Source organism: Streptomyces seoulensis (genome assembly GCF_004328625.1).
In the GTDB taxonomy this organism is placed as follows: Bacteria; Actinomycetota; Actinomycetes; order Streptomycetales; family Streptomycetaceae; genus Streptomyces; species Streptomyces seoulensis.
Genome location: NZ_CP032229.1, coordinates 572,314 through 586,457, shown reverse-complemented (window position 1 = coordinate 586,457; position 14,144 = coordinate 572,314). Strand labels below are relative to the sequence as shown.

Annotated in this window: 15 protein-coding genes; 9 read left to right on the top strand and 6 right to left on the bottom strand. The window is 70.7% G+C overall.

Translation table 11 applies throughout. The annotated features are described in order from the left end of the window. Positions 1-63: 63 nt before the first annotated feature. The gene (locus D0Z67_RS02710) at positions 64-585 is read right to left on the bottom strand and encodes a 2'-5' RNA ligase family protein (RefSeq protein ID WP_031180264.1); all 522 of its coding nucleotides are present in this window, start codon (positions 583-585) and stop codon (positions 64-66) included. Positions 586-656: 71 nt separating this feature from the next. Between D0Z67_RS02710 and D0Z67_RS02705 the strand changes: the two genes are divergently transcribed. From D0Z67_RS02705 to D0Z67_RS02680, 6 genes are all read left to right on the top strand, one after another. Further along, positions 657-1,124, top strand: coding sequence for an SRPBCC family protein (locus D0Z67_RS02705; protein ID WP_031180265.1), 468 nt, complete (start codon positions 657-659; stop codon positions 1,122-1,124). A 131-nt stretch (positions 1,125-1,255) separates the two neighbouring features. Next, positions 1,256-2,740: a purine-cytosine permease family protein gene (locus D0Z67_RS02700; protein ID WP_078873148.1), complete on the top strand. Its 1,485-nt coding sequence runs from the start codon at positions 1,256-1,258 to the stop codon at positions 2,738-2,740. Positions 2,741-2,872: 132 nt separating this feature from the next. Beyond that, a complete protein-coding gene (locus D0Z67_RS02695) occupies positions 2,873-3,649 on the top strand; it encodes a hypothetical protein (RefSeq protein WP_031180267.1) in 777 nt (258 codons plus the stop codon). 35 nt (positions 3,650-3,684) lie between these two features. Next, positions 3,685-4,983 (top strand): copper amine oxidase, encoded by a 1,299-nt coding sequence (locus D0Z67_RS02690; protein ID WP_031180268.1) that lies wholly within the window; start codon positions 3,685-3,687, stop codon positions 4,981-4,983. 77 nt (positions 4,984-5,060) lie between these two features. Next, positions 5,061-5,444, top strand: a complete 384-nt coding sequence (locus tag D0Z67_RS02685; RefSeq protein ID WP_031180269.1) for a BlaI/MecI/CopY family transcriptional regulator — start codon at positions 5,061-5,063, stop codon at positions 5,442-5,444. Next, positions 5,441-6,385: a M56 family metallopeptidase gene (locus D0Z67_RS02680; RefSeq protein ID WP_031180270.1), complete on the top strand. Its 945-nt coding sequence runs from the start codon at positions 5,441-5,443 to the stop codon at positions 6,383-6,385. Before D0Z67_RS02685 ends, D0Z67_RS02680 begins: the two co-directional genes overlap by 4 nt. A gap of 68 nt (positions 6,386-6,453) precedes the next feature. On the opposite strand, the gene D0Z67_RS02675 is transcribed toward D0Z67_RS02680, so the two are convergent. Both D0Z67_RS02675 and D0Z67_RS02670 read right to left on the bottom strand, forming a co-directional pair. Further along, complete coding sequence (locus D0Z67_RS02675) at positions 6,454-7,293, bottom strand: ABC transporter permease (RefSeq protein ID WP_031180271.1); 840 nt, start codon at positions 7,291-7,293, stop codon at positions 6,454-6,456. Next, entirely contained in the window at positions 7,290-8,231 is a 942-nt protein-coding gene (locus D0Z67_RS02670) for an ABC transporter ATP-binding protein (protein WP_031180272.1), read from the bottom strand. The genes D0Z67_RS02675 and D0Z67_RS02670 overlap by 4 nt, the downstream gene beginning before the upstream one ends. Positions 8,232-8,396: 165 nt before the next feature. On the opposite strand from D0Z67_RS02670, the gene D0Z67_RS02665 reads away from it, so the two are divergent. The 3 genes from D0Z67_RS02665 to D0Z67_RS02655 all read left to right on the top strand — a co-directional run bounded on the left by D0Z67_RS02665 (position 8,397) and on the right by D0Z67_RS02655 (position 10,234). Next, positions 8,397-8,768, top strand: a complete 372-nt coding sequence (locus tag D0Z67_RS02665; RefSeq protein WP_031180273.1) for a DUF2255 family protein — start codon at positions 8,397-8,399, stop codon at positions 8,766-8,768. Positions 8,769-8,942: 174 nt separating this feature from the next. Then, on the top strand, positions 8,943-9,617 hold the full coding sequence (locus D0Z67_RS02660; protein ID WP_031180274.1) for a DedA family protein: 675 nt from the start codon (positions 8,943-8,945) through the stop codon (positions 9,615-9,617). Further along, on the top strand, positions 9,617-10,234 hold the full coding sequence (locus D0Z67_RS02655; protein ID WP_031180275.1) for a phosphatase PAP2 family protein: 618 nt from the start codon (positions 9,617-9,619) through the stop codon (positions 10,232-10,234). The genes D0Z67_RS02660 and D0Z67_RS02655 overlap by 1 nt, the downstream gene beginning before the upstream one ends. A gap of 75 nt (positions 10,235-10,309) precedes the next feature. On the opposite strand, the gene adh is transcribed toward D0Z67_RS02655, so the two are convergent. From adh to D0Z67_RS02640, 3 genes are all read right to left on the bottom strand, one after another. Next, entirely contained in the window at positions 10,310-11,833 is a 1,524-nt protein-coding gene (gene adh, locus D0Z67_RS02650; protein ID WP_031180276.1) for an aldehyde dehydrogenase, read from the bottom strand. Positions 11,834-11,890: 57 nt separating this feature from the next. Beyond that, the gene (locus tag D0Z67_RS02645; protein WP_031180277.1) at positions 11,891-13,222 is read right to left on the bottom strand and encodes a GAF domain-containing protein; all 1,332 of its coding nucleotides are present in this window, start codon (positions 13,220-13,222) and stop codon (positions 11,891-11,893) included. A gap of 77 nt (positions 13,223-13,299) precedes the next feature. Beyond that, positions 13,300-13,896 (bottom strand): N-acetylmuramoyl-L-alanine amidase, encoded by a 597-nt coding sequence (locus D0Z67_RS02640; protein WP_199812153.1) that lies wholly within the window; start codon positions 13,894-13,896, stop codon positions 13,300-13,302. Positions 13,897-14,144: the final 248 nt, after the last annotated feature.

Genomic DNA, 14,144 nt, shown 5'->3' with positions numbered 1-14,144 from the left:
CGCTCCACATATCCGATGGTCACGCTACCGAGGGCGCGGCACGCGAGCCCGGCCCTCCGCCGGTCAGGCGGGCGGCTGGGCGAGGCCCTCCACGGTCCGCAGCTCGCTGTCGTAGCTCCGCGCCGATACGAACGCTCCCTCCCAAGGGTCGGACAGCTCGGCGGGCAGAAGTTCCGTGGGCCATGAGCCGGGTCCCGACCGCGTCCGGCCGAGGCTGAGGTGAGGCACCCAGTTCTCCGGCTCGAAGAGCGGATTCCCGGCCCCGGGCAGCAGCTCCCACACCTGCCGCTGCAAGGCGGCCAGCCCGGCCTCGGGCACAACTCCCCACGCCAGTGTCGAAGTTCGCCCCTCGAACCGAAGCGTCCCCGCCAGCCGCAAGGGCAGGGGGAGTACCGAGAGCGCCTCCGTCAGCGAGGGCCGTGCGTCCCACGGCAGCTCGGACGCCGTCGTCAGCGTGAGGTGTGGCCGGTTCGTCGGGTGCCGGTGGCCGGCCAGGCTGGGCATCCCCAGCTCCGCGAGCCGTCCCCAGACCCGCCGCACCCGCTCCTCGGTCGCCTCGTCGGGCAGCAGTTCCACGGTGCGCACCGGACCAGCGTAGGGCGCGCGCCGGATTCCCCCACCGCGGGCTGACCAGGGCGGGCGTGCGAGGGTGAAGTATGACGACGGAACGATTTGAAGTCACGCGCCAGCTGGCCGCCTCCCCCGCGACGATCTTCGATGTGCTGCGCTCCCCGCAGGGCCATGTGGCCATCGACAGCTCCGGAATGCTCCAGTCCGCGGAGGGCGACCCGGTGAACGCCGTGGGGGACGAGTTCGTCGTCCACATGGACCGGGAGGCGCTCGGAGACCTCCCCATGGGCCGCTACGACGTGACCGTGATCATCACCCGCTACGAGCCCGACACCCTCCTGGAATGGACGATCTCGGGCACCATCCAGCCGCCCATCCGCCACCTCTACGGCTACCGCCTCACCCCCAACGAGTCCGGCACGCTGGTCACTTCGTACTACGACTGGAGCCAGATCGACGACAAGTACCGCAAGGCGGGCATCTTCCCCGTCATCCCGGAAGCCGGCCTCCGCGCCACCCTCGGAATCCTGGCTCGCACGGTGGCGCGGGACTAGCCCGGACCGGCATCCGTGCCCCCACCCGCGAACCGGCCTCCGCCCGGTCGGCAGGGTATTGACAAATCATTCAGTGAGCCAGAGTCTGCATACCAATATGCAGGGCGGTGGGTGAGCGCGGAGGGCGGACGATGGACAGGGCCGGTCGTGACGAGCAGACGGACGCGCGCACCAAGGGCAGCCCCGGTGGTGTGATCGAGCGGCATTCCATCGACGTGGTGCCGGACGGTGAGCGACACGGCCGGGCGTTCAGTCAGTTCACGCTCTGGCTCGGGGCGAACCTCCAGATCACCGCCATCGTCACCGGCGCCCTCGCCGTCGTCTTCGGCGGTGATGTCGTCTGGTCGCTCGTGGGGCTCGTCGCCGGCAACCTGCTGGGCGGCGCGGTCATGGCGCTGCACTCCGCGCAGGGCCCGAGGCTCGGACTCCCGCAGATGATCCAGTCGCGGGCGCAGTTCGGCGTACGGGGTGCCGCCGTGCCGCTGTTCCTGGTCATCCTGATGTACATCGGGTTCTTCGCGAGCGGCAGCGTGCTCGCCGGGCAGGCCACCGCCCGCCTCACCCACACCGGCGACACCACGGGCATCATCGCCTTCGCGGTGCTCACCGCCGTCGTGGCCGCGGTCGGCTACCGCGTCATCCACGTCGTCGGCCGCGTCGCGAGCGTCGTCTGCGCCCTCGCGTTCGTCTTCCTGGGCATCCGGCTGCTCGACCGCGTCGACCTGGGCGCGCTCCTCGGCGACGCCCACTTCTCGCTGCCGATGTTCCTGCTGACCATGTCGCTGTCCGCCTCCTGGCAGCTCGCCTTCGGCCCGTACGTCGCCGACTACTCGCGCTATCTGCCGCGTACGACCAGTGCGCGGGCGACCTTCTGGTGGACCCTGTCCGGCTCGGCGCTCGGCTCCCAGTGGTCCATGACGTTCGGCGTGCTGGTGGCGGCGAGTGCGGGGGAGCGGTTCTTCGACGACCAGGTCGGTTACGTCGTCTCGCTCGGCGGCGCCGGGCTGGCCGCGTCGCTGCTGTACTTCGTCATCGCCCTGGGCAAGCTCACCATCAACGTCCTCAACACCTACGGCGGCTTCATCTCCATGGTCACGGGGATCAGCGGCTTCCGTGGCCGGCGGACGCTGTCGCCGCGCGGCCGGGCCGCGTACATCGCCGTGATCATGGTGACCGGCACCGCGATGGCGCTTCTCGGCAAGGGCAGCTTCCTCGTCTCGTTCAAGGACTTCCTGCTGTTCCTGCTGACCTTCTTCACCCCCTGGTCGGCCATCAACCTCGTGGACTACTACCTGATCTCCCGCGAGCGTTACGACATCCCCGCCCTCTTCGACCCGCACGGCCGCTACGGCGCCTGGCGCGCCGACGCCCTGATCGTCTACACGGTCGGTGTCCTGGCCCAACTCCCCTTCCTGGCAACCTCGTTCTACGCCGGCCCCCTGGTCGCCCCGCTCGGCGGCGCGGACGTGTCCTGGATCGTCGGACTCGCCGTACCGGCCACGCTGTACCGGCTGCTGGCGAGGTCCGGCAGGTCCGCCAACGGCACCGATGCGGGGATGGAGTTCGCGGCTACGAGCGGCGAAGTAGCCGCCTGCTCCACGCCAGTTGACCGCTGACCCCTTCGCTGGCGAATTCCCGGCCCAATCCGCACCGGCAGGCAACGCCTCGGCGGCTGTGCCCGTCTATCCGCCTGAATGCACCGTCGGCACATCCGCGACAAGGAGTGCCGAGTCGGACAGGAGGATCATGTGCGGCACGTTGTCGAACGTCATCTCGGCAAGGTCGTGGCGGGTGGATCGCTCGCCGTGGCCGCGACGGCTCTGCTGTTAGCCGTCACGCTGCCGAATCAGCCGGACCCGGGGGTGAGCAGCGAACCGGCGGGCACCGCGAGCCAGGACGCCGTGGCCCCCGCGGGCAAGGTCGAGGCCCCGCCCCGGGAGAAGGAGCACGGCGTCGGGAGCGACCCGCTCACCGACGCCGAGACCGCGCGCGCCGAGGCGATCGCCCTGCGCGGCAGCGGCATGAGCGCCTCCGCGCGCGACGTCGAGGGCGACCGGGGCCCACAGCGCGTCGCCACCAACCTCGCCGAGGACCCGACGGGCAAGGGAGTCCGACGGGCGGAGATCATCTACTACGACTACAAGGCGAACGTCACCACCACCAGGACGGTGGACCTGGGGACCGGCAAGGTCACCGCCACGGCCACCGCCCGGCATGTGCAGCCACCGCCCAGCCGCGAGGAACTCACCGAAGCAGCCCGCGTGTTGATCGCCGACCCGCACGGCAAGGGACTCAAGCAGGACTACCGGAAGGCCACCGGGAAGGACCTCACCGGACCCTCGGAACTCGACCTCAGCGGATTCGTCTTCCGCAAGGACACCGTCGAGCGCCTGCCCGCCACCCTCGAGACGTGCGGCGAGCACCGCTGCCTCCAGGTCGTGGCCAAGGTCAAGAACGGCCCCTGGATCGACACCCGGGCCTTCGTCGTCGACCTCAGCGCCCGCTCCGTCGGCCGTCTCGGCTGATCCCCCTCTCCCTTCGGCGAAGGAGCCGACCACCCATGCAGGTCCCGTACGGCACCACACTCCGGCATGCCCGAAACCGGGCAGCGGCGCTCCTCTCGGCCATCGCCCTCCTCGGCTCACCGGCCGCCCTGGCGAGCCCCGCGTCCGCCGCTGCCGCCCCGGCCGACTGCAGCAGTGCCTACAAGATCGAGCAGACCCTCGACGGCGGCACCACCTGGCGCATGTGCTGGCACTACAACACGTTCTCCGGCCTGGTCCTGGACAAGGTCGGCTACCAGCCCAAGGGCGAGGCCAAGCCCATCCGCGTCCTCGCCGGCGCCCGCCTCGCCCAGGTCCATGTGCCCTACGACGACGGCGAGGCCGAGTACGACGACGTCACCGGCACCGACTTCGGGCAGCAGCTGCAGAAGCTGCGCCCCGACGAATGCCCCGGCGGCACCATCAAGTCCGTCAAGGTCCCCGACCGGGGCACCGTCGCGGGCCTGTGTGTCACCACCCGCGCCCGGGGTCACGCCTACCGGCTCAACAACGACGCCAGCACCGACGGCAACGGTCACCTCTACACGGCCCAGGGCAAGGACCTGCTGGTCTACACCGTCAACAAGGCGTCGTGGTACGAATACATCACCGAGTGGCGCTTCGCCTCCGACGGCACCATCAGCTCCAACGTCGGTGCCACCGGCAGCCTTTCGCCCTACGACTTCGACGGCGGCGACACCCGGGGCTGGCCCATCGGCAAGGGCTCCCAGGCCAAGGCCGAGAGCCACGCCCACAACGTCTTCTGGCGGCTGGACTTCGCCCTGGACGGCTCCACCAGGACCAAGGCCGAGCAGTACGACTCCAAGGTCACCGCGCCCAGCGGCCGGGGCAGCCCGACCACCAGCACCCGCCGCACGCCGATCACCAAGGAACTCAGCGGTGACCGCACCGACATGCGCTGGTGGCGGGTGGTGAGCACCGCCGGCAAGAACAAGGACGGCCACCCCCGCTCGTACGAGATCGTGCCCGGCGCCAGCCAGAAGCACCCCGGGCGGCCGTACACCAGGCACGACGTGTTCTTCACCCAGTACAAGGCGTGCGAGCAGTACGCGAGCGACAACCCGGGGTGCCCGAACGGCAGTCCCACCAGCGTGGACAGGTTCGTGAACGGGGAGACGCTGACCCACCCGATCACCTGGGTGAACATCGGCTTCCACCACATCGCCCGGGACGAGGACCAGCAGCCGATGCCGGTGCACTGGCAGGGCTTCTCCCTGGCATCGCGTGACGTGACCGCCATGAACCCGCTCACCCCGCGCGACCTGGCCGGCGCGAACGGGCATCCCCACCCATGAGGCCGGAGACGGGCCGGCGCCGGGAGGACGGTACGTTGGCTGTCTGAAAATACTGCGGGCCCGAGGACGGGGAGAGAATGCCGGACAAGCGTCGGGAGGAGAGGCGCGCCCACGGCGAGCTGGCCGCGGACGTACTGGCCGTGCTGTGGGCGGCCGGCAAGCCGCTGACCGCGCAGGAGGTCAACGCGGCGCTCGACCAGGGGCTGGCCAGGACCACCATGGCCACCACCCTGACCCGTCTCTTCGAGAAGGGCGTCCTGCGCCGCACCCCTGCGGGACGCGGCTTCGCCTACGAACCGGTGGAGGACGCGGCGGGGCTGGTCGCCGACCGGATGCGCCGCGAACTGGAGAGCGAACCCGCCCGCGATCTGGTCCTCAAACGGTTCGTGTCCTCCCTGTCCGAGGATGACGAGGAGACCCTGCGACGCCTGCTCCTCGAAGCGGAGTCCGACCCCGAGTGACGTGGTTCCTGGTCCTGGTGGTGCCGGCCCTGGGGTTTCCCTGGGGCGCCGCCCCGCTCGCCCGTCGTCTGGCCCTGCTCCTTCCGCCCCGCGAGGCGTGCTGGGCACTGACGGGCGCGGCGGTCCTCCTCGCGGGCAGCACGATCGCGGCGCTGGCCGGTCTGTTCCAGGTACCCTTCCTCGCCGCTCTGGAGCGGATGTCCTTGCCCCAGGTGCTCGCGGACTGGCCTGCCGTGGTGCCGTTCGCCTGCACGGCGGGCGCGGTCATGCTCGGCCAGGCCGTGCTGCTGCTCCGCCGGTGGGTGCGACAGCGTACGTTGCTGCGGCGCGCCTGGCGGATGGCCGGTGAGGGCACGGGGGACGGGGATCTGCTCGTGATCCCTGTCGCCGACGTGGACGCCTTCGCGCTTCCCGGGTACCGGGGGCGGTCCGGCCGGGTCGTCATGACCTCAGGGACGGTGCGGGCGCTGAGGCCGGGCGAACGCGCGGTGCTGCTCGCGCACGAGCGGGCTCATCTGGCCGGCCGCCACCACCTGCTGTCGGCGCTCGTCGACCTCGCCACCGTGGTCCACCCGGCTCTCCGGGGGCTGCGCGCACCGCTCGCCTTCCACCTGGAGCGCTGGGCGGACGAGGCGGCGGCCCGCGCCGTTGGAGACCGCAGGAAGACGGCCGCGGCCATCGCACGGGCGGCCCTGGCAGGGACGCCCGCCGGTCGTGGGGGCGGCTACCCGCTGCTGTCGGCGGCGCGCGGACCCGTGCCACGGCGTGTCGAGGCGCTCCTCCTCCCCGAACCGACGGCCCCACGCGGGACCGCCCGCCGAGCCGGAGCCGCTGCCCTGGCGGGAACAGTGGTGGTCGCGGCGGTGGCGGCTCTCGGGGCGGCTTACGGGCTGCACGAGTACGTCGAGTACGCGGCCCGGCAGTTGACCGGCGCGGGGTAGGGGCCTCCGTGTCAGGCACGGACCGGGCGCGCCGGTCCGTGCCTGACATCCGCTCGCCCCAGCGGAATTCACGCGTCGGCGCGCCGCAGGCGACAGGCGGCACCGGCCAGCGTCAGCGCGGTCCAGGCGAGGAGGACCAGCAGGCCCGTACCGGGGGCCAGCGTGGTGGCGTCGCGGGTGACGGCGAACATCGACGCGCCCGCGTTGCTGGGCAGGTAGGGGCTGATGCCGTCGTGCCACGCGCTCGGGAGCAGGGTGATCAGGCCCGGGATCAGCATCAGGGCGGCGACCAGAGCCGAGATGGCGCCGGCCACGGAGCGCAGGAGGGCACCCAGCGCGGTCCCGATCACGGCGACCAGGCACAGGTAGAGCCCGGCGCCCAGCAGACTCCGTACGACGCCCGCGTGCGAGAAGTCCATGGCCCCGGGCGTACCGGCGACGATCCGGCTGCCGAACAGGAAGGCCACGAACGCCCCCGCCGTCGCGACGACCAGCGCGACCAGCCCGGTCACGGCGGCCTTGGCCCACAGCACCGGGAGCCGGCGCGGCACGGCGGCCAGCGTCGAGCGGATCATGCCAGTGGAGTACTCCCCGGCGGTGACCAGCACCCCGAGGACACCCAGGGCCAGCTGGGCGAAGTTCGTGCCGAACAGGGACAGGCCAACGGCGTTCTGCCGGGCGAAGTCCTGGTTGATCTGCCCGGAGCCGATCCCGGACCGGTAGCGGAGCGCGGCGATCAGTCCGAAGCCGACGACGAACAACAGGCTCAGTCCGAGGACGATCCAGGAAGAGCGCAGGGAGAAGAGTTTGGCCCACTCCGAGGCGAGGACACGGCGTCCGGTGACGCGGTAGGCAGGACGGCCGCTCGCGGCGGACGGGGTCTCGGTGGCCGCGGTGAGGGTGCTCACGCCGGCCTCCCGGTGGACGCGAGAGCCTCGGCCGGGGTGCCTTGATATTCGACGGAGTCCCTGGTCAGTTCCATGAACGCCTCCTCCAGCGAGACCTGACGCGTATGCAGCTCGAACAGGGCGATCCCGTGCTCGGCCGCCCGCAGGCCGATGTCGCGCGCCGACAACCCGGTCACCTGAAGCTCCTCCGCACCGGCCTGTCCGGTGATCTCCACCCCGGGCCCCGCCAGCACCTCCCGCAGCCGCGCGGGGTCCTGAGCCGCCACCCGTACGGTGTTCCCGCCGGCCTCGCGCACCAGCTCCCGCACGGTCGTGTCGGCCAGCATCCGGCCACGCCCGATCACGATCAAGTGGTCCGCCACCAGAGCCACTTCGCTCATCAGATGCGAGGACACGAACACCGTGCGGCCCTCCGCCGCGAGCGACGTCAGCAGGTTGCGGATCCAGAGCACACCCTCGGGGTCCAGCCCGTTGACGGGTTCGTCCAGCATCACGGTCCGCGGGTCGCCCAGCAGCGCCGCGGCGATGCCGAGCCGCTGTCCCATGCCGAGCGAGAAGGCACCGGCCCGCTTCCCGGCCACGCTGCCCAGACCGGTGATGCCGATGACCTCGTCGACGCGCCGGCGGGGGATGCCGTGGGTCAGCGCCAGCGCCCTGAGGTGCTGGTACGCCGAGCGGCCGGGGTGGATCGACCTGGCCTCCAGAAGGGTGCCGACCTCCTGGAGGGGTGCCCGGTGCTGCTCGTAGCGGCGTCCGTTCACCGTGACGGTGCCGCTCGTGGGGGCGTCCAGCCCCACGATCATGCGCATGGTCGTGGACTTGCCCGCACCGTTGGGTCCCAGGAAGCCCGTCACGGTGCCGGGCTTCACGACGAAGTCCAGGCCGTCCACGGCGGTTTTCTCGCCGTACCTCTTGGCGAGTTGCTTAGCATCGATCATTGGTCCGCTGCCTTCCTCGTCGTCCGGGAGATCGCACAAGAATTGCCGTATCGATGGGCGGATAAACGCGGACCCGGGGGAGGGCCGCCGGGATGTACCGGTCGCTGTCATGCCGCACGCTTGCGCGTGGGCAGGTGATCGCAGCGACCCTGAGGATGTGCCGTCATGACCTGGACTCCGGAAGACCTCCACCTCCTGGACGCGGCCGGAGAGCTGCGCATCGCTGTCAGAGACTCTGACGGCAGTCTGCGGCCGGAGGCCCTGATCTGGGTGGTCCGCGTCGGCGAACGGGTGTACGTCCGGAGCTGGTACCGCCGCGACACCGGCTGGTTCGGTCACGCCGTCCGCTCGGGTCGGGCCCGCATCCGGGTGCCGGGTCTGGAAGCCGAGGTGACCGTGGAGGACGTCGGCGAGACCTCGGCGGACGTCACGGCCGAAGTCGACGCCGCGTACCGAGCCAAGTACGGCAACGGGGCGGCGGACTCCATGGTGACGCCTGCGGCGGGGGCGACGACTCTGCGACTCGATCGGCGGTAGCCCGCCGCGAGCGGGAACCCTTCTTTCCCCCAGGTCGTCTACAGTGACGTAGACCGACTACAGTCCTGTAGACGCAGGTGGGTCCTTGCCTCGTGCCCGTCGAGGCCCCGGCCCCTTGGCGTCCGTTTCTGTGCCCGGTACACCCGACAGCCGCCATCGAAGGGTCCAGCGCCGATGACGCTCGCGCACCACCCAGCACCCCCGCTCCAACTCGCCGTGAACGTCCTCGACGCCCACTCGCTGCTCGCCACCTTCGGCACACTCGGCATCGCCGTGGTCCTGTTCGCCGAGACCGGTCTGCTGATCGGCTTCTTCCTGCCGGGAGATTCGCTGTTGTTCACGGCCGGGCTGCTGTGCGCCTCGGGCTCCGCCGGAGGGTCGGGCCGTCTGTCCCTGGGCTGGGTCCTCGCCGCTGCCGCCGTGGGCGCGCTCACCGGAGCCCAGGCCGGCTATCTGCTCGGCCGCCGGGCCGGCCCAGCCCTGCTCAAGCGGACGAACGCACGCAAGCTCCGTGAGGGCGCTGACCGGGCCGCGGACATCCTCGAACGGTACGGACACGCCAAGGCCATCGTGCTCGCCCGCTTCCTGCCGGTCGTCCGCACCGTGCTGAATCCACTGGCCGGTGTCCTGGCCGTCCCGGCGCGGACCTTCGCCCTCTGGCAGGTCGTCGGCGGTCTGCTGTGGACCGTGGGCCTGGTGCTGGGGGGCTACGGCCTCGGCGCCTCGGTCCCGAACGTCGACCGCTATCTCCTACCGATCATCGCCGTCATCGTCATCGTGTCCCTCGTCCCCGTCGGACTGGAACTCCTGCGTACCCGCCGCTCCCGCAGCGCGAACGGGGGCGCCTGATGCACGCCCTGACCACCGCCCAGGCGTACGACGGCTCGGCCATCGACGGCGCTGCCTACGTCGACGTGGTCGACGCCGCCCACCACGCGCCGTCCTGGCTGGACGGACTCATCTCCGGCTACTCCACCTACGGACTCGCCCTGTTCGCCCTCCTGATGCTGATCGGCTGGTGGCAGGCCCGCCATCAGAATGCGGCCCAGGCCGTGAAGGCACTCGCCGCCCCGGTACTCACCGTGCTTGCCTTCGCCGTCAGCACCGCGCTGAAGCAGACGGTCCAGGAGAACCGGCCCTGCCAGTCCCTGCACGTGATCACCCTGGAAGCGTGCCCCGCCACCGGCGACTGGTCCTTCCCCAGCAACCACGCCACCCTCGCCGCCGCAGCGGCGGTAGCCCTCTGGTTCGTCAACACCCGCCTCGGCGCGATCGCCACGCTCGGCGCGCTGGCCATGGCCGCCTCCCGCGTCTGGGTCGGCGCCCACTACCCGCACGACATCCTCGCGGGCCTCGCCGTCGGAGCACTCGTCGCGACCCTGCTCGCCGTACCCCTCTCCCGGCACGCCGATGCGGTGGCCGGGGTGGTGGGGCGGGGGCGCCTGCGTCTGCTTGTTGTCGGATGACCGGGTCGGGTTGCGGGGTGCGGGTGGCGGGTTGCCTGGAGCGCACCAGGGCTTCAGGCAACCCGACTTCCGGCTCTAGAAGAAGCCCAGCTTCTTCGGCGAGTACGACACCAGCAGGTTCTTCGTCTGCTGGTAGTGCTCCAGCATCATCTTGTGGTTCTCCCGGCCGATGCCGGACTGCTTGTAGCCGCCGAAGGCCGCGTGGGCCGGGTAGGCGTGGTAGCAGTTGGTCCAGACGCGGCCTGCCTGGATGGTGCGGCCTGCGCGGTAGGCGGTGTTGATGTCGCGGGTCCAGACGCCCGCGCCGAGGCCGTACAGCGTGTCGTTGGCCAGCTTCATCGCGTCGTCGAAGTCGTCGAAGGACGTCACCGAGACGACCGGGCCGAAGATCTCCTCCTGGAAGATCCGCATGCGGTTGTCGCCCTCGAAGATGGTCGGCTGGACGTAGTACCCGCCCTTCAGCTCGCCGTCGTACTCGACGCGTTCGCCGCCGGTGAGCACCTTGGCGCCCTCCTGACGGCCGATGTCCAGGTAGGAGAGGATCTTCTCCAACTGGTCGTTGGACGCCTGCGCCCCGATCATCGTGTCGGTGTCGAGCGGGTGCCCCGGCTTGATCTGCTGGGTGCGGGCCACGGCCGCCTCCAGGAAGTCGGTGTAGTGGCCGCGCTGGACGAGCGCCCGGGAAGGACAGGTGCACACCTCGCCCTGGTTGAGCGCGAACATGGTGAAGCCCTCGAGCGCCTTGTCCCGGAAGTCGTCGTCGTGCGCCCACACGTCGTCGAAGAAGATGTTGGGCGACTTGCCGCCCAGCTCCAGCGTCACCGGCTTGATGTTCTCGGAGGCGTACTGCATGATCAGCCGCCCGGTCGTGGTCTCCCCGGTGAAGGCCACCTTCGCCACCCGGGCGCTGGAGGCCAGCGGCTTGCCCGCCTCCGCGCCGAACCCGTTGACGATGTTGACCACGCCCGGCGGCAGCAGGTCGGCGATCAGGCTCATCCAGTAGTGGATGGACGCCGGGGTCTGCTCGGCGGGCTTCAGGATGACCGCGTTGCCCGCCGCGAGCGCGGGCGCCAGCTTCCAGGCCGCCATCAGGATCGGGAAGTTCCACGGGATGATCTGCGCGACGACCCCGAGCGGCTCGTGGAAGTGGTACGCCACGGTGTCGTCGTCGATCTCGCCCAGCGACCCCTCCTGCGCGCGGATCGCCCCGGCGAAGTAACGGAAGTGGTCGATGGCCAGCGGAATGTCCGCGGCCAGCGTCTCGCGGACCGGCTTGCCGTTCTCCCAGCTCTCGGCCACCGCCAGCGACTCGAGGTTCGCCTCCATACGATCCGCGATCTTCAGCAGGATGTCCGAGCGCTCCGTCACCGACGTACGGCCCCAGCCGGGCGCGGCCGCGTGCGCCGCGTCGAGTGCCCGCTCGACGTCCTCCGCGGTACCGCGCGCGATCTCGGTGAACGGCTGTCCGTTGACCGGCGACGGGTTGTCGAAGTACTGCCCGCGCGCCGGCGGCACGTACTCCCCGCCGATGAAGTGGTCGTAGCGCGGCTGGTAGGAGACGATCGAGCCCTCGGAGCCGGGTGTCGCGTAACGGGTCATGCTGGTGTGCCTCCCGGTGCAGCGCTGCCCGCCATTGGGCAGCTCCCGCCGTGCAGGCTAGACGGGCGGACGTTGCGGATATGTTGCACCGCTGGTCACCCAGGGTGTCTGACGGACACGGCGACGGTTCGGCATCTCCGGTACGGCAAGCTCGGCCTCCAGCGCCGCGATCCGGGCCCGCACGGGGGCCGTCGGCCGTACAGCCGCCAAGGCTCGCCAGACCGGCAGGTCGTGCTCGCCCCACGGCGCGTGGGCCCAGTCGGCCAGCAGGTCCGGGTCGCCGCGGGTGATCAGCGCCGTGCGCAGAGCAGCGGCGAGCCGGCGCCGCAGTCCCACGACCGCCGGGGCCTGGGAGTTCGGCAGCAGCGGGCCACGGTAGGCCCGTATGGCGGCCGTGAGCGCACCTGTCTCCAACTGCCGCTCCACCAAGGTCGCGTCACACTCGACCGGCACGGAGAGCCGGTAGGGCCGGGATGCCAGCAACCCGGGTGGCAGAAGCGGGCGCAGTCGGGCCAGCTCGGCGCGCAAGGTCACCGGTGTCACCGACTCGTCCGCGTACAGCGCGCACAGCAGCTCGTCCCCGGTCATGCCCTCGGGGTGGCGGGCCAGGAGCACGAGAACCTCGCTGTGCCGACGGCTCAGTCTGATCCCGCGCCCGCCGCTCGGGCGGAGCTCGGCCTCGTCCCGGCCCAGCACGCTCAGCGTGACCGTGTCCTCGGCCTGCTTCGGCGGGGTGAGCAGGCTGAGCTGTGACTCGGCTGCCCGTGCCACCGCCTGCACGAAGCCCAGGCTGTGCGGATGTGCCAGGCCGTCGCCTCCGGTGATGTCGACGGCACCCAGGACCCGGCCGGTGTGCGGATCGTGGATCGGCGCGGCCGCACAGGTCCACGGCTGCACCCGTCTTATGAAGTGCTCCGCCGCGAACACCTGCACCGGGCGGTCCACCGCCACCGCCGTACCGGGTGCGTTGGTCCCTACCGCCGCCTCCGACCACCGTGCCCCGGGTACGAAGTTCATCCGGTCCGCCCGCCGCAGCGTCGTCGGATGGCCCTCGACCCACATCAGCCTGCCGTGCGCGTCGCACACCGCGAGCAGGTGCGAGCCGTCTGCGGCGAATGTGCCCACCAGCTCCCGGACCAGCGGCATCACCTGGGCCAGGGGATGTTCGGCGCGGTATGCGCCGAGGTCGTCATCGGTCAGTTCCACGCTCGCGGTGCCGTCCGGCCCGACGCCGGCGCGTGCGCTGCGCCGCCAGGACTCGGCCACCACCGGCCGGACCGGACGCGGGACCGTGCCTGCGGTCGTGAAGGTCTCATGCGCTCGGCGTAGCGCCCGTACTCGTTCGTCTGGGTCGGCTCCCGGCTCCAGAGCCACCCACTGATCGGTCAACTCGTCCTCCCTGCGAGGGAATCAACTGGGCCATCGTCACGCGCGGTTCCGCTGCGGACAACCGGGCCGACGTGAGGTCAGGAGAAATTGACGAGTCTGATGTAGCGGACCCAGTCCCAGTTCACCCCCGGATCGGTGTGGTCGGTGCCGGGCACCTGGTAGTGGCCGATGATGTGTTCCCGGTCCTTCGGGATGCCGTACTTGTCGCACACCGCTGCCGTCAGTCTCGCGGACTGCTCGTAGAGCGCGTTCGTGAAGTAGGCCGGCTGGTCCACCCAGCCCTCGTGCTCGATGCCGATGCTCCGGGTGTTGTAGCCCCAGTCGCCCGCGTGCCAGGCGACGTCCGCTTCCCGGACGCACTGGGCGACATGACCGTCCGCCGAGCGCACGAGGTAGTGCGCGGACACCTTCTTGCCGGTGTTCCGGAAGATGGCCAGCGTGTTTGTGTAGGTCTCCTGGGTGACATGGAGGATCACCCGATCGATCTTGTAGGCCGCCGGCCGGCTGGACACCGTGTAGTTGCCGCTGCTCGCGGGTTGCCATTCGCCGGGCGGGTAGTCGACCGCCGCCTGCGCGGCAGCCTGGGGGCCGGGCAGGAGGGCGTAGGGGACAGCGGCGAGTGCCGCGCCCTTGAGGACGCCACGTCGGGTGAGGTGGGTACGGGGCTGGTTCATCTCCATCGTCGGCTGCCCTTCAGCGCTGTGAGTGTCATCTGCCGTGCGTGATGCGGCAGATGAGGACGTGGGTACGCAGGGTGTGAGCGTGTGCGGGTGCGTCTGTACGGCGGGGTGCGCGTCCGGATCGGTGGAGCCCTGCACGTATGACCGACACAGTGTCAGCTCCGGTCAGCGGGAGCCGGGAATGGTCGTGGTGGTGTCGGTTGTGGCGTCGTACGCCGGTCGAATTCGCGTACATGTATCCC